The organism is Bradyrhizobium sp. 187 (assembly GCF_023101005.1).
In the GTDB taxonomy this organism is placed as follows: domain Bacteria; phylum Pseudomonadota; class Alphaproteobacteria; order Rhizobiales; family Xanthobacteraceae; genus Bradyrhizobium; species Bradyrhizobium canariense_D.
Genome location: NZ_CP064693.1, coordinates 2,167,440 through 2,181,529 on the forward strand (window position 1 = coordinate 2,167,440; position 14,090 = coordinate 2,181,529).

Below are 14,090 nucleotides of genomic sequence, written 5' to 3' on the forward strand. Positions count from 1 at the left end.
CGGTTTTTCGAAAGGATCATGCTCAAACAAGGAGCATGAAAATGCAGCCGGCACCGCGCCGTCATGTTCATTCCGTCACGGCAACTGGTCGCCGCGCCGGAGCTTCAAACAGACCAGGGAGGAAGCCAATGTTGAAGTCGATCTCGCTTGCCGGCGCCGCGATGGCGCTCGTCCTGAGCTCCGCGCCGTCCTACGCCAAGGAGCTTAAGTCGATCGGCATTTCGCTGGGCTCGCTCGGCAATCCGTTCTTCGTCGCGTTGTCGAAGGGCGCCGAGTTCGAGGCCAAGAAGACCAACCCCAACGTGAAGATCACGACGGTGGGCTTCGAATATGATCTCGGCAAGCAGGTCACCCAGATCGACAATTTCATCGCCGCCGGCGTCGACCTGATCCTGCTCAACCCTGGCGATCCCAAGGCGATCGGACCAGCGATCAAGAAGGCGCAGGCCGCCGGCATCGTCGTCGTTGCCGTCGACACCGCGGCCGAAGGCGCCGACGCCACGGTGACCACCAACAACGTCCAGGCCGGCGAGATCTCCTGCCAGTACATCGTCGACAAGCTGGGAGGCAAGGGCGACGTGATCATCGAGAACGGCCCGCAGGTCTCCGCGGTGATCGATCGCGTGGTCGGCTGCAAGAACGTGCTCGGCAAGAATCCCGGCATCAAGGTCCTGTCCAGCGACCAGGACGGCAAGGGCTCGCGCGAAGGCGGCCTCACGGTGGCGCAGGGCTATCTGACCCGCTTCTCCAAGATCGACGCCATCTTCGCCATCAACGACCCGCAGGCGATCGGCACTGACCTCGCCGCGCGCCAGCAGCAGCGCACCGGCATCGTCATCACCGCGGTCGACGGCGCCCCCGACATCGAAGCGGCCCTCAAGGACCCGCAGGCGACGCAGATTCAGGCCTCCGCCTCGCAGGACCCGTTCTTCATGGCCCGCCGCGCCGTGCAGGTCGGCGTCAGCATTCTCAACGGCCAGAAGCCGGCGTCCACGGTTGAGCTGCTGCCGTCGAAACTCGTGACGCGCGACAATGTCGGCGAGTACAAAGGCTGGACCTCGGATCGGTCGCAGTAGCGGGCGAGAGGCGGCCGGCGCCGGATGCGGCGCTGGTCGGCTCGCGTGGCACCAGCGGAAGATGTGGCAGCGATCCCTGCAGGATGGCCCCGTTCGCATATCACCAAAGCGGCCTGCGGAACCCGCAGGAGGTCCGGGTCTCCTTGGCGGCGCCGCGCATGCGGAAGGCGGTTTGCCAGCATTTTCGCGCGTAACTTAACGTATACTTTAGAGTCCACTGCCTATTGGAGGTTGCAGAGGATTCCCGATGACCTTGAGCCCTTCTTCCGCCGCCACCACGTTGGGTCGCCTAGCCCGGGACGAGCGCGGCAATATCGCCGTCATCTTCGCCATCGCCTTGTTGCCGGTCTTGTCATTCGTCGGCGCTGCGATCGACTACAGCCGCGCCGCCCACGCCCGCACCGCGATGCAGGGTGCGCTCGATTCGGCCGCGCTGATGGTCGCCAAGAACCTGTCCGATGGGAAGATCACGGCTGACCAGGTTCCGACCGCTGGCGCCGCTTACTTCGCCGCACTCTATACCCACACCGGCAGCCAGAACGTCAAGGCGTCCGCCACCTACACCGCCAACAATAGCGGCAAGGGATCGACGGTGACGATGGCGGCGTCGGGCGAAATCAAGAGCCAGTTCATGCAGATTGCCGGCTTTCCAACCCTCGACTTCAGCGTCGGCTCGACCTCGACCTGGGGAACAACCTGCTGCGCATCGCGCTGGTGCTCGACAACACCGGTTCCATGGGGGGCACCAAGATCAGCAACCTGAAGACCGCATCCAAGAACCTTGTCGACAAGCTCGGGGCGCTGGCGAAGACCCCGGGCGATGTCATGTTCTCCGTGATTCCGTTCGCGAGCGCCGTCAACGTCGGCATCGACAAGGTCTCGGCCACGTGGCTGCGCTGGGATCTATGGGACCCCAGGTCGGAGGATTCCTCCAGCAACTCCTATTGCAGCAGCGGACGGAGCTCCTGGTACACGATGGCGATGTGCAAGGGGCATGGCTACACCTGGAGCCATTCCGTAGGCTCGCCTTCAACTTCGAACTGGAACGGCTGTGTGACCGACCGCGATCAGAGCTACGACGTCTCCGACGCATTGCCATCGGCGCTGACAACGCAATTTGTCGCCGACCAAGACCCGTACTGCCCGGCCAAATTGCTGGCGCTGACCAGCACAGCCAGCACCGTCAAGAGCACCATCGACGCGATGTCGGCGAACGGCGGCACCAATCAGACCATCGGGCTGCACTGGGGCTGGCTGTCGCTGCTGCAGCAAGCGCCGCTGAACGCGCCGGCCGAGGACGTCAACAACGTGTACCAGCACGTGATCATCCTGTTCACCGACGGCCAGAACACGGTCAATCGGTGGAACGGCGACGGGTCCATGACCTCGTCCTCGACTGAACGCGGCAAGATCGACACGCGAATGGAGGCTCTGTGCACCGCCGTCAAGGCCAAGAACACGACCATCTACACGGTCCAGCTCGACGACGGCACCGGGGTGTCGCCCGTGCTTCCCAAATGTGCGAGCGGCTCGGCAAACTTCTTCATGCTGAGCAACCCCAGCGAAATCGACGCCGCCTTCACCCAGATCGGCACATCCATTTCCAAGCTGCGCGTTTCGAAGTAGCCCCACATATCCATTTTGCTTGATATTGGCCCGGGGAAGCAAAGGCTGAAACAGCAGGCAGAGCCCGCCAAGGGCGAAATCGCATCCTCACGTGAGCGCCAACGCGCGTCATATGTTGGCTCGGCGGCTGACCTTCGCGCGAGCGATCGTGACGTCCGTTCGCGAGCTAGACCGGACCGTCGCTCATGCAAAGCGGAGTCGCAGTTTGACCCGAAGCGGACGTGAGCTCCCTCGGAGCCTACGGTCAGCCGATGAATGCGAACACGCGTAGCCAGATTTGATGAGCAGCGCGGAACCCATCGAGTCCAACACGCTGAATTTGTATAAGCCAAATTAAACAATCATTAGATGAGCACCAGATATTGATGCTCCAGAAGGGGTCAGGGATCCCAAACGATGCGATAGATGGACAGAGTGATGCGAAATGAAGGCTTTGTCTTTGCCGTCCTCAATGCTTATCGGTTCAGCGAAATTCTGCGCTTGTGGATCGCAATTGCGATTGTTGCAGCCGTTGACCTCATATGGCTTCGCGCCGCTGGGATGACGATGGCTATCGATCCGACGCAAGCGATTGCGTTCTGTGCTGCTGCTCTTCTCTCCTTTGTTTACACGAGGTTGAGGCCGGATCGGCGTATCGCTGAGCTTGCCACGGCTTTGGCTCAGATCATTGCCTTTACGGTCGTGGGCGCGATCCTGAGTTATCTAACCATCACGGCAAAGTTTCCGTTGGTCGATTCCCAGCTGGCCGGCGTCGACACCCTGCTGAGACTGAATTGGCTGGCTTTCTTTGAGTGGGTTGAGGTCAGACCAATTATCAAAGCGGTCCTCGCAGTCGCGTATCACAGCTGTATGCTGCAGGTCGCCATCTTGTTGGTGTGGCTGAGTGCGTGCGGGCGATTTGAAAGGATGCGAGAGTTTGTTTGGCTGTTCGTAACATCGCTCCTCGTGATTCTTCCGATCTCATGGAGACTGCCGGCAGCGAGCGCATGGGTCTACTTTGGCGTCGTCGAACGCGTCGACGCGTATCATTTGATCGATTTCAACGCACTCCGAAGCGGCGAGATGACACGCATTTCGTTGACGCACGTGAATGGTCTGATCACATTTCCTTCGTTCCACGCTGCGCTGGCCACAATACTTATATACGCCAGCCGAGGCGTGAAGATGCTTTTCCCACTATACCTTGTCTTGAACTTGCTGATGCTTGCTGCAACACCTACTGTAGGCGGCCACTATTTCATCGATATCATCGCCGGTGCGGGCATCGTTCTCTGCCTCGCTTGCCTTCGACAGCTTCGCTGGGGCGTTTTGTTTGCGCGATGGAACACCTCGCCATCGCACGCGGCCGGATAGTCATCCACGCTCTGCAAGCGACAGAGCGATTTGTCTTGGCAGAGGTCATCAAACGACAAACAGATTGAAGTTCGCTTGTGGCCCGAAGGCGAAGGTCGCCATCGCCTGCGGTACACCGGAGCGGGGGCCAGCCGACATCGAGAACACGCGGGCAAACTGACCCGGAACGGACATCGCCAGGGTCTGGTCGATGTCGCCGGCGCGCCCGGTGTAGTGGCACCCCCATCTGGCCCGAAACTGATCTATCGCAGCGCCCGGCGTGGACCGCTTTGACCAACCATCGACATTGCATTGCCGAGAATTTTGGCTTTACGCTTGGGCAACGTGTCAGGAGTTGCGCGCATGGGCGGGGACACAGGTAGCCTTTTCTTGTCGGGGGGCGGCGAGATGGGCGCTCTCACAAGAGCGTTTGACTGGTCAAAAACATCGCTCGGCTCGCCGGAAGCGTGGCCGCAAAGTCTTCGGGTCACGGTGCGGCTCGTTCTTACCTCACGCCACCCGATGTTCATTTGGTGGGGACCGGACCTCATCCAGTTCTATAACGATGCGTATCGCGAAACGATGGGTCCCGAGCGGCATCCGAGCGCCTTGGGCGCGGGCGGCCGTGAATGCTGGGATGAAATATGGGACATCATTGGTCCCCAGATTGAATACGTCATGGCAGGTAAGGGGGCGACGTGGCATGAGGATCAATTGGTGCCTGTAACCCGCCACGGTCGGCGCGAGGATGTCTGGTGGACGTACAGCTTCGGTCCAATTGACCTTGAAGATAAAGTCGGCGGCGTACTCGTTGTCTGTAAAGACGTCACCTCCGAGCACATGGCAAGGGAAGCCCTGAGGCTTATCAACGAAGAGCTAAAGCACCGGTTCAAGAACACCTTTGCTGTGCTTGGTGCTGTTGCCAGCCAAACATTTCGTGACGTATCGAGCCGCGCCGATCTTGAAAAGTATAAGGCACGACTTGCCGCGTTCGGACGAGCACACGCCTTGCTGACTGCGGCGAATTGGGCTGCTGCCCCACTTCGAGATGTCGTCAACACGGCCCTGAGCCCTTACAGAACAGGCGAAGGCCGGATTACGACGTCCGGTCCTCCGCTTGTTCTCAGATCGCAACAGGCTCTCGCCCTTTCCTTAGCGGTTCACGAGCTCGCCACCAATGCAGTAAAGTATGGCGCTCTGAGCGTGACAGGCGGCCGGGTGTCCATCGTGTGGTCAACCGAAGATCAGGCGGGTGATCAAAAATTCGTCTTCGTCTGGCAAGAATTCGGCGGTCCATCTGTGTCGGAGCCCACCGATAAAGGCTTCGGTTCGCAACTCATTTCGGGGGCGCTGGAATACGACTTCAGAGGGTCGGTTGCGGTGTCCTATGAATCGACCGGACTCACTTGCCGCCTCACGGCTCCGCTCGAAAATCTGGAAATGTCACCACAATAGTGGGAGCTTTTACCCGACCCATGTTGACTGCCGCGAGGACGAGGAGCCCCTCACGGGCCCGCATGTCGGGTCATGTCCCGTAGCTGACCTGCCGCGCGCAGCCGGTGGAGGACCGCTTGTGACCCATTGGAGACGTCCGCCGTATCAGCCCGGCGCTCATTTTTCGATGTGCCACGACCCGTCCCAGTCGTTCGGAGGCGGTTCTGCTTTGAAGCTTCCGATGCGCTCGATTAGGGCCCTTGCAGGCCCGTCGTCGGGCATCGCTTCAAGCGACGCATTGAACGCAGCAAGCGCATCATCCCATCGCCGGTTGCGATAGTTCGAGAGCCCTTCCAGATACTTGTCCCGCAAGACCAGTTGTTGTGGCGTGACATCAGCTCGGCTTCCGAGGATTTCAGAAACGGCCTCGAAACGAGTTTGACCCGCCACCACAATGCGATCGATCTCCCGCGCCTCAAGTGAAGTGCCCACGGCAGCAATAGTTCTTTCGGAAACGAGATTGCGGGTGCCGTACACCTTGTTCGCGCCTTCCAGCCGCGAGGCGAGGTTCACCACATCGCCCATGACGGTGTAGCTCATCATCACGTCGGCCGATGCTGCCGACCAGCGCCTCGCCGGTCGCGATCCCGATCCTTAGATCGCATTGCTTCATTGGAGTTGCGCGAACGCCAAGTAGCTCAGGAATCTCCTCGCGCAATTTTCCGATACGTTCGATCATTTCCAGGGAGGCGAGGCATGCAAGTCGGGCATGATCGGCCTCATCGACGAAAGGTGGGGCTCAATAAGCCATGATGCTGTCGCCGATATACTTGTCGATGATCCCTCGGTTGTTCCGGATTGGTTCGGACATGACCGAAAGGTAGTGGTTCATGACCTTGACGAGTCCTTGCGGGGTCATGCCTTCGCTAAGGCTGGTGAAGCCCTTCAAGTCGCAGAACAACACAGTCATCACCCGGCGCTGGCCTTCGGGGGCCGTCAAATTTGGGTGATCGATCAGCCTTCAACGACGCGCGGATCGATGTATTTTCCGAATGTTTCCTTGATGCGTTGGTTGTTGCGCAATTGCACAATCATTCGATTGAAGGCGGCAGCCAGTTGTCCGATTTCGTCAGTCGCCCTTACATCGATTGATTGATCGAGCTGACCCGCTTCCACCGCGCGGGCACCTTCAAGCAATAGTCGGACAGAGCGAATGATGCCGCCGCTGACCAGATTGGCGAAGATCAATCGACGATCGCGGCAAGCAGCGTCACGATGGCCGAGGTCAGCGCCACCCGGGTCTGTTCCGACCTCACTTTTGCGATAGCCCCCTCGCTGACGGTCAGCATACTCAATCGAATAGCACTGACCTTCTCATCCAGTCGTCGCGAACAGCGTCTGCTCGCGCAAGGCTGCGTCTCGCCGCTGGAAAGTCTCTCGCCTCAAGGTGTGAAAGTAGCTCTCTGGTCTCCTGCTTCAGCTGGCGGCGAGTATCGTCCAGATTTTCAATCCGGTTGTCGATGCGCGCCAGGGCTGCGTTGTCCGATGGTGTACTTGTGTCTTCAATGATCGAATTGATCAGTGTCCGCGCGGCTTGCGCTTCGCTTTCGACCTCGGCTCCCTTCTCGTTGTAGAGCTCCAAGCGGGCTCTATATCCGAGCACATCGGGCGGCTCCTGCATCTTCGCGATCACCATGCGGCGGAGCCCGAGGCCTCGTTCGAGCGATAGAGTATTGATCCGTGTCAGACGGGGCGTTGATAGGTGCGTAACGTGCAGAGAGCTCATCAAGCAGGTAGCCGACTCGCCTGACCATCGCGATCGATAGGACCGACGTCACGAGCATGAGGATGATCAGTCCGACAGCGATTGCTACAATTCGCTGCCGGATTGACTGCTTGATCGTCGATCCGGAGAATTTTTTCAGTCCGTTAAGAGCGAGGATCCGTTGTCTCGTGCTCCGTAGAGGCATATCCGACGTACTCACAGTCGAGCTTCCTTTCGGTCAGCCCCGTCAGGCGGTCCAACTCCATTCATTCTTCAGTCAGGCTGAAATCGAAAGTTTCGGCAGGCGGGTCTTGGTGAACAGCCCCGAACTGGCTCAGCGGCAACTTTATCGTCACCGAAGAGGAGTAAAGGTCTGTGAGTTCGAGTTTGAGCTGTTGGCCGGCTTCCATTTGAGCCGCCACCGTTGGTTCAATTCCACGTGCTGCGATGCAGATGTTGGTGAGACACCAGGTGAAAGGAACCTGGACAGGACTGCCTTGATCTACCGTCACCTTGACTCCCTGCTGCAGATTTGCCCCTTGCGGAACGAACAGCTGCAGGCGAGCGGGACCGTCAGCTCGTTCGATCAGATCGACACGGGCCACGATCTGATCGAGATCGTCCGTGGCGGTTGACGTCGATCGGCATATGTTGGTTCGATCGGATGAGGCGAAACAAAGCTTTTTCCAGGTTGAGAAATGGATGTTCTCAGGCAGCCGCAATCGTGGCGGCTTCGACGGAGGCTCCCGCTGGGCAGAAGGGCCGTTGACTGGCTGCCCAAGCGGCGGAGCGGTCGCTGAATGCTTCTCCAGAAATTGCGATACCAAGGGCGACCAGATCGGCACCGCGTCGGCGAAATCGATCATGAAGTGCCCGTCGGTCCCAAAGGACGGGAGCATACGATAATCGGCATTTCCGCCCGCTTCGACAAAGGCCTGATGCATCCTCATCGTCAATTCCGGACCGAAGTAGCTGTCGTTTTCCGCGTAGATCCAAAGCATCGGTACGCGTGCGGTGCGGCCGAATTCGCTGGTGGCGGCAACGAGCTTGTCGGGAGCACAATTGTTGTTGGGTTTGCCGTCAACTCGGCCTCCGCGTCCCGCTGCAAAGGTAATGATGGCCTGAACTGATGACGGGTTTAGGCTCCCAAGAGCAATCGAGCCCCATCCGCCGCCCGACTGGCCAACGACGATGACCTTACCCGGCTGGATCATCTTCTTCTTGCTCATGTAGTCGATGACCCACTCGTTCAGAGTGGCGATGGCGAGCCCGGGACCACGGAAGTTTGGGTTGTCGCAGCTACCGACGTGGGCAAAGACGGCTCCGTAGAGACCCTGATCTTTATCATCGAGACTGCTGGCCCCGTACCTGACGGGCGAGATGACCACATAACCGCGACGTGCAAACCAACGTGCCGCGTCACGATACTCGATCGCCGGAAACATCGTCCGCTGGTTGGCTTCCAGCGAAATTCCATGGTTCATAACCACTAGCGGAAACGGACCATCTCCGACCGGCCGTACCAGGAAGGCAAGCACCGGCAGTGGAAACGGCAGCGCCCAAATTTCCTCTTGGATTACTTGTCCCGCAGTTCGGTCATCTGCCGCGGCTGGGAAATGGACTGCCGAGGGGAAAGCCAGCAAAAGAAGAATGGCCAGCAAGTGCTTCAGCATCTTCTTTCTCCAACGATCTGGTCTGGGTCTGACGCTAGGTCTCGGAGGCAGGAATCCGTTGATTTGGATCAAAGCGACCAACCGCAAGTTCCCGACGTCGTGCGGCTTAGTGGCCTAGCAAAGAAAGCGTCGTCGGAAACCCGGATGAGCGTGCACGGCCTTTCATGCGGCTCCTGGCTTTTTGACGGCCTTAGGGCCTGTTTCGAGCTTTAACCCCGCCGCCGCTATCGTCGTTGGTCTGCTTGTGGGCCTGAAGGCGAAATATCCGGCACGCCGGCAGCTAGGGCCATAGCGGACATCGAGAATACGCGGGCAAATCGGTGCGAATGACCCGAAGCGGAGCACCTTGAAAGTGAGGTCAAGTCATGAATCCGGGCATGAAGCATCGGACGCGCGGATGGCCGTCTATGTAATGCCTCCAGACCATTGTACGGCCGAAGCGGTTTGGTTCTGTGACAACCGCACCGTCAGGTACGAGCACCCATTCGCCGTCGATGAGGACGCGGTAACGGCCCCGACTGGACTCCCAATCGGCATCGGACACTATGTATCCGTCGGCATCAGTACAGCACTTTCCAAATTCGCTCTGCAAGCTTTCAAACCAAGACTTCAGCGGAGAGTGGTCGTATCGGCCATCGTCGCGTGCAAGGACCGGCGTCAGTAGCAACGCTGAACCCAGCAACGATGCCGCAAGTTTCGCTGGAAACATCTGTTTGCCTCCGCGATATTCGCCGGCCGATCCGCTGGCTTGGTGCGGCTTAGGCTGGCAACCCGGAAACTAAATCCGTTGCAACTGCCGCTGACGATCGCTCGATGCTGTGATGGGACAGTTCATTCCCATCCCCACTGAGGTGAGTCCGGAAATTCGAGCGAAGGTTCAAATACGACAACGCTTCAACTAAAGGTCAGTGCAGCTGCTTCTTTGGCCTAGCCTGCCCTTAGCCGACCTCTCAGCTGGCGCCGAGCTTGTCCGCTCATGACGGCGTAGCCGACCAAAGCCCTCACAGACTTAAGGAAATGACCCACGGTGCATGAGTCTGCAGGGCATCTGTTGCGGGTCTCCACAACCGCGTTCGTCAACGACGATTGCGATCTACGGTGCATCGCCTTTATGGCCTATTCGGCAACTCGCGACAGCTCCGCAAGGAGCTTCAACGCATCATTCAGCACGGCCCGATCCTGCGCTCGTTCAGCGGCCGCATCACCCGTGAATTCGCCATGCGTCCGCGCATTCTGATTTCCCTTCGGCGCGCCTGATCTCCGTGCGCCGCCGTGCATGCGGCAGCGAGACTTGCCGTGCACTGCAGGCGCGCGGCAGGTGGTGCCGTTTCGCGTTTCGGCGCCACAGCGCGGGCTCGTCCACATCGCACGCGTCTTGCGAATTTGGTCGCCGCTCATGCATTGCTGCCTTCTGGATTCGGCCTGTTCGCATGCGCCGGCCTCACGCGGCGGGACCAGTCCTGCGACTGTCGCAGCGTGCGGCTCCGCGACGATCATACTCGCGTGCTGGGTCACGTTGCCCACGATCGCCCTGCCGCCATCCTGCACCGACAAGTTCCGGACCGTGATCGCACGCTCGCCGTTGTTGCGGTGGCGGCTGAGTGCCTCGATCTGGCTCGCGAAGGTGCGGGCCAGCCGGGTCAGCACGCGGGTGAGGCTCTCTTGCTGCGGAACGTCGTCGGTGAGGGCGAGGCGGCAGGCAGAGCGCATCGTGGCCGCGTGAACGGACGCCATTTGCACTGCGAGCATCGCCTCGATCGAGTCCTTCGGCGCGATGCTCTTCACCAGCGAGATCATGAAGGCGAGATTGGCTTCATCGGGCTTGCGTCCGGTCACGCTGGCCTTCACCAATTGCTTGAGGAGACCATGCAGCGCGTCGCGGTCAGCGGCGCCGAGCGCCTCGGCCAGCAGCCGTTCGCCGGCTTGCGGGTCCGCGTGGAGGATCGCAATTCCCCGCTTGTAGAGCTTGATCCGCGGGCTCGCGTCGGGGCCGCTGCGATCGTTTGCCGCAACCGGCAGCGTGCCGTGGCGTTTGGCAGATGTCGTCATGTGCTGTGTCCTTTGCCCGCGCGGGCTCATTGCGCGCGACATCGATCGCTCGGCTTGCGCGCCTGTGGGGTTTTCGGGATGTTGATGAAGGGCTTACGCGCAATCGCCGCGCGACGCCCCGTGGTCGGGCGGCGTGGACGCTGACGATTGTTGCGATGATGGCATTCTGCCGGTGTTTTGCCCGACGTGTCAAACGAAGATTGCGAAGCGCGCAATCCTCGTTCGTGCAAATCCTCGTTCGTGCAAGTCCTTGATCTCGCAAGCGTCGGCTACTGTGCATGCGGTTGTTTTTGCGTTTTTTGTTTCGAACCGGCTCCGACCTGCCGCGCGACGGAATGCCGGCCTGCAAACGCGATTGCGAAATCCGGCGCGGCCGCTCATCATGATCCGCGAATGCGCCGCGACCTGCAAAAGCGGCGAGAACTTCTGGGGAGAGAACGAATGCAACGAACGCTTCGCCTGCTGGCGATCGTCGCCGGATTGTGCGTGACGACGGAGGCCTTCGCGCAAAAATATCCGGTGCGGCCGGTCAAGATCATGGTCGGCTTCAGCGCGGGCGGCCCGGTCGACGTCGTCGCGCGCATCGTCGCCGATCGGCTGAGCAACAAGCTCGGACAAGCTTTCGTGGTCGAGAACCGCGCCGGCGCCAACGGCATGATCGCGGCCGAAGGCGTCGCGCGTGCGGAAGGCGACGGCTACACGATGCTGGCCTGCAACTCCTCCACCATCACGCTCAACAAGACGCTGTTCAAGGATATCCGCTACGACCCGGAAAAGGACTTCGCGCCGCTCACCACCGTCGTGTCGGCGCCGCTCGTGCTGGTGGTCAATCCGGAGAATTCCAAGACGGCCAACATCAACACCGTCGCCGATCTCGTCGCCGCGGCAAAGGCTGCGCCCGGCGCGCTTGCCTACGGCTCGGGCGGCAACGGCAACCTTGCCCATCTCGCCATGGAGCTGCTCAGCGAGAGGGCCGGCGTCAAGATGATCCACGTGCCCTATCGCGGTGGTGCTGCGTCCGAGGTCGGTATCCTCGCGCAGGAGGTCCTGGCAGTGTTCGATCCCTTATCCGCCGTGCCGCTGGTGAAGGCCGGCAAGCTGCGCGCGCTCGCGGTGTCCTCCGCCGAGCGGCTGCCGGCGTTGCCTGATGTGCCGACCGTCGCGGAAGCCGGCTATCCCGGCTTCGACATCTCGTTCTGGGTCGGCTTCTTCATGCCGAAGGCAACCCCCGCGCCGACGCTCGAGATGCTGCACCGGGAGATCGTCGCCGCAGCCAACGATCCGCTGTTACGGGAGCGGCTGGAGACGCAGGGCGTCGTCAGCGTGCTGAGTTCGGCCGACTACGCCGCCAAGATCGCGAAGGAGATCAAGGAACTCGCCGAAGTGGTGGCGGCGGCGAACATCAAGGCGGAGTAGGGCGTCTGCTTGGCGTGCTGCCGGCCACCTGAGCCAGCCGCTCGAGCAGCGGGCGCTGTCCTGCGTTGATCTTCTCGTGCGCTGCTGCGAGCGTGAACCATTCGGCACGATCGACCTCCGGGAAGGTCTGACGTTTGCCGCTGCGTGGCGGCCATTCCATCTCGAATGTGTTGCTGCGAATGCTGCGCAAATCGACGTCGAACTCGGCCGCGAACGCGGTGACGATCTTGCCGCCGCGCTGCCTGACCTGGCCAATCGAAGTCAGCGGCGTGGACAGCTCAAGCCCAAGCTCCTCGGCAAACTCCCGTCGCGCGGCGGTTTCTGCGTCTTCGTCTGCGTACTCGCCCTTCGGAATCGACCATGCCCCGAGGTCCTTGTTGCGCCAGAACGGTCCTCCGGGATGAACGAGCAGAACCTCGAGCTCCCCACGTTTGCGATAGGCAATGATCCCGGCGCTTTTCGATGGCATCGCAGGTTCCGTTCAGGCGGCGCATTCGGCCGGGAAAAAGTGGAACAGACGCTTTTAGCGCAGGTTAATAGCTAACGCTTTGACCGAACAAGGGAGTGAACCATGATCCGCCTGTTGGCAACGACCGCCTTAGGGCTGGTGCTGGCGAACGCCGCCTTTGCGCAATCGCCAAGCAGCAACACCAAGTCTGAGCAAACGCCGCAATCCCAGTCCAATTCCGCAGCTCCGTCCAACACGTCGCCGTCTGGCGCGGCACAAACACAGCAGTCGCGATCGCAGCCGCAGCAATCATCAACGCCCGGAGCGTCGACACAGAATACCCAGGCGACCACTCCGTCTTCCGGATCGGCCAATTCCGGCTCCGGGACCAACGCCACCAACAGCGCGGACACGTCCTCGCGGCCGCCCAGTGGTACGGCAAACTCCAACGCGGCCGGTAACCAGCCCGCCTCGCAGCAGAGCGCCAATCCGCCGGCGGCGAACTCGAACCAGACGCAGGATCGCTCCAACCCTCCGTCGAACAATACCAATCAGGCGCAGCAGGCGCCTGGTTCATCTGGTACCAACCAGGCCCAGCAATCGCCAAACACGCCGAGCAGCAATCAGGCGCAAGACCAGCGGACCGGTGCCAATTCACAGGCCGCCGCCCGCACTGACGTCAACCTCAACAAGCAGCAGGAGACCAAGATCAGCGCGTCCATCTCGCATCTCAACGTGCGGCCGCTGACCAGCGTCAATTTCTCGCTCAACGTCGGCACGGTGGTGCCGCGCGATGTCCAGCTATCGACGCTGCCACCCGATGTGGTCGAGATCGTGCCGCAATATCGCGGCTACAGCTTTGCGCTGGTGAAGGATGAAATCGTCGTGGTCGATCCGGCGACATACAAGATCGTAACCGTGCTGCCGTACTCGGGACAATCCACCGCGACAACGACGACCACGCGTGAGCGCAGCGCCAGCAAGTTTTCGGATCGCGATCGCGAAGTGATCCGCAAGCATGCGAAGACCCGCACCGAGGGACGGAGCGAACGACAGACCACCGGCAGCACCGCGCGGTCCGAAATCCATGTTGGTGACCGCGTTCCCGAGAGTGTCGAGGTCGAGGAATTCCCGAGCACCGTCTATCGGGACGCGCCCGACCTCCGCGAGTACCGCTACATCCACCGCGATACGCGGACCTATGTCGTCGAGCCCCGCGAACGCCGCATCATCGAGGAGATCGACTAGTTCGCGGCCACTGGAAGCCGCTC

General features: G+C 60.6%; 15 protein-coding genes and 1 pseudogene. 7 read left to right on the forward strand and 9 right to left on the reverse strand.

What is annotated here, in order from left to right; translation table 11 throughout:
- Positions 1-128: 128 nt before the first annotated feature.
- From IVB19_RS10300 to IVB19_RS10320, 5 genes are all read left to right on the forward strand, one after another.
- A complete protein-coding gene (locus tag IVB19_RS10300; protein WP_247821377.1) occupies positions 129-1,076 on the forward strand; it encodes an ABC transporter substrate-binding protein in 948 nt (315 codons plus the stop codon).
- A gap of 247 nt (positions 1,077-1,323) precedes the next feature.
- Positions 1,324-1,839: a TadE/TadG family type IV pilus assembly protein gene (locus IVB19_RS10305; RefSeq protein ID WP_247821378.1), complete on the forward strand. Its 516-nt coding sequence runs from the start codon at positions 1,324-1,326 to the stop codon at positions 1,837-1,839.
- Entirely contained in the window at positions 1,791-2,702 is a 912-nt protein-coding gene (locus IVB19_RS10310) for a vWA domain-containing protein (protein WP_247821379.1), read from the forward strand. Before IVB19_RS10305 ends, IVB19_RS10310 begins: the two co-directional genes overlap by 49 nt.
- 405 nt (positions 2,703-3,107) lie before the next feature.
- Positions 3,108-4,055, forward strand: a complete 948-nt coding sequence (locus IVB19_RS10315) for a phosphatase PAP2 family protein (RefSeq protein WP_247368254.1) — start codon at positions 3,108-3,110, stop codon at positions 4,053-4,055.
- Positions 4,056-4,442: 387 nt separating this feature from the next.
- Positions 4,443-5,489 carry a sensor histidine kinase gene (locus tag IVB19_RS10320; protein ID WP_247363506.1) on the forward strand — a complete coding sequence of 349 codons (1,047 nt, stop codon included), beginning with the start codon at positions 4,443-4,445 and terminating at the stop codon, positions 5,487-5,489.
- A gap of 156 nt (positions 5,490-5,645) precedes the next feature.
- On the opposite strand, the gene IVB19_RS40365 is transcribed toward IVB19_RS10320, so the two are convergent.
- The 8 genes and pseudogenes from IVB19_RS40365 to IVB19_RS10345 all read right to left on the reverse strand — a co-directional run.
- Positions 5,646-6,071: a hypothetical protein gene (locus IVB19_RS40365; protein ID WP_026233324.1), complete on the reverse strand. Its 426-nt coding sequence runs from the start codon at positions 6,069-6,071 to the stop codon at positions 5,646-5,648.
- Positions 6,072-6,267: 196 nt separating this feature from the next.
- Positions 6,268-6,468, reverse strand: a complete 201-nt coding sequence (locus IVB19_RS40370; protein WP_345946757.1) for an adenylate/guanylate cyclase domain-containing protein — start codon at positions 6,466-6,468, stop codon at positions 6,268-6,270.
- Positions 6,469-6,482: 14 nt separating this feature from the next.
- A complete protein-coding gene (locus tag IVB19_RS40375; protein ID WP_026233323.1) occupies positions 6,483-6,716 on the reverse strand; it encodes a HAMP domain-containing protein in 234 nt (77 codons plus the stop codon).
- Positions 6,717-6,819: 103 nt separating this feature from the next.
- Entirely contained in the window at positions 6,820-7,164 is a 345-nt protein-coding gene (locus IVB19_RS40380; RefSeq protein ID WP_085362217.1) for a hypothetical protein, read from the reverse strand.
- A 335-nt stretch (positions 7,165-7,499) separates the two neighbouring features.
- Positions 7,500-8,906, reverse strand: coding sequence for an invasion associated locus B family protein (locus IVB19_RS40385; RefSeq protein WP_345956515.1), 1,407 nt, complete (start codon positions 8,904-8,906; stop codon positions 7,500-7,502).
- 358 nt (positions 8,907-9,264) lie between these two features.
- Positions 9,265-9,615, reverse strand: coding sequence for a hypothetical protein (locus IVB19_RS10340; RefSeq protein ID WP_039799972.1), 351 nt, complete (start codon positions 9,613-9,615; stop codon positions 9,265-9,267).
- A 407-nt stretch (positions 9,616-10,022) separates the two neighbouring features.
- Complete coding sequence (locus IVB19_RS40305; RefSeq protein ID WP_083926460.1) at positions 10,023-10,304, reverse strand: HGGxSTG domain-containing protein; 282 nt, start codon at positions 10,302-10,304, stop codon at positions 10,023-10,025.
- Between the two features lie 54 nt (positions 10,305-10,358).
- Positions 10,359-10,955 (reverse strand): annotated as a pseudogene (locus IVB19_RS10345) (hypothetical protein); the annotation flags it as partial.
- A gap of 441 nt (positions 10,956-11,396) precedes the next feature.
- Here IVB19_RS10345 and IVB19_RS10350 point away from each other — a divergent pair.
- Positions 11,397-12,371, forward strand: a complete 975-nt coding sequence (locus tag IVB19_RS10350; protein ID WP_026233321.1) for a Bug family tripartite tricarboxylate transporter substrate binding protein — start codon at positions 11,397-11,399, stop codon at positions 12,369-12,371.
- Here the strand turns inward: IVB19_RS10350 and IVB19_RS10355 are convergent.
- Positions 12,358-12,840 (reverse strand): NUDIX hydrolase, encoded by a 483-nt coding sequence (locus IVB19_RS10355; RefSeq protein WP_018457185.1) that lies wholly within the window; start codon positions 12,838-12,840, stop codon positions 12,358-12,360. The two genes, IVB19_RS10350 and IVB19_RS10355, sit on opposite strands and share 14 nt — an antisense overlap.
- 102 nt (positions 12,841-12,942) lie before the next feature.
- Here IVB19_RS10355 and IVB19_RS10360 point away from each other — a divergent pair, with 102 nt between their 5' ends.
- Positions 12,943-14,067 (forward strand): DUF1236 domain-containing protein, encoded by a 1,125-nt coding sequence (locus IVB19_RS10360; protein WP_018457184.1) that lies wholly within the window; start codon positions 12,943-12,945, stop codon positions 14,065-14,067.
- Positions 14,068-14,090: the final 23 nt, after the last annotated feature.

Bases quoted from the DNA above. Each gene is read 5' to 3' on its own strand.
- IVB19_RS10355 (WP_018457185.1), bottom strand. From the start codon at position 12,840: ATGCCATCGAAAAGCGCCGGGATCATTGCCTATCGCAAACGTGGGGAG.
- IVB19_RS10320 (WP_247363506.1), top strand. From the start codon at position 4,443: ATGGGCGCTCTCACAAGAGCGTTTGACTGGTCAAAAACATCGCTCGGC.
- IVB19_RS10360 (WP_018457184.1), top strand. From the start codon at position 12,943: ATGATCCGCCTGTTGGCAACGACCGCCTTAGGGCTGGTGCTGGCGAAC.
- IVB19_RS10305 (WP_247821378.1), top strand. From the start codon at position 1,324: ATGACCTTGAGCCCTTCTTCCGCCGCCACCACGTTGGGTCGCCTAGCC.
- IVB19_RS10340 (WP_039799972.1), bottom strand. From the start codon at position 9,615: ATGTTTCCAGCGAAACTTGCGGCATCGTTGCTGGGTTCAGCGTTGCTA.
- IVB19_RS40365 (WP_026233324.1), bottom strand. From the start codon at position 6,071: ATGATGAGCTACACCGTCATGGGCGATGTGGTGAACCTCGCCTCGCGG.
- IVB19_RS10300 (WP_247821377.1), top strand. From the start codon at position 129: ATGTTGAAGTCGATCTCGCTTGCCGGCGCCGCGATGGCGCTCGTCCTG.
- IVB19_RS40380 (WP_085362217.1), bottom strand. From the start codon at position 7,164: ATGGTGATCGCGAAGATGCAGGAGCCGCCCGATGTGCTCGGATATAGA.
- IVB19_RS40305 (WP_083926460.1), bottom strand. From the start codon at position 10,304: ATGAGCGGCGACCAAATTCGCAAGACGCGTGCGATGTGGACGAGCCCG.
- IVB19_RS10350 (WP_026233321.1), top strand. From the start codon at position 11,397: ATGCAACGAACGCTTCGCCTGCTGGCGATCGTCGCCGGATTGTGCGTG.
- IVB19_RS40385 (WP_345956515.1), bottom strand. From the start codon at position 8,906: ATGCTGAAGCACTTGCTGGCCATTCTTCTTTTGCTGGCTTTCCCCTCG.
- IVB19_RS10315 (WP_247368254.1), top strand. From the start codon at position 3,108: ATGGACAGAGTGATGCGAAATGAAGGCTTTGTCTTTGCCGTCCTCAAT.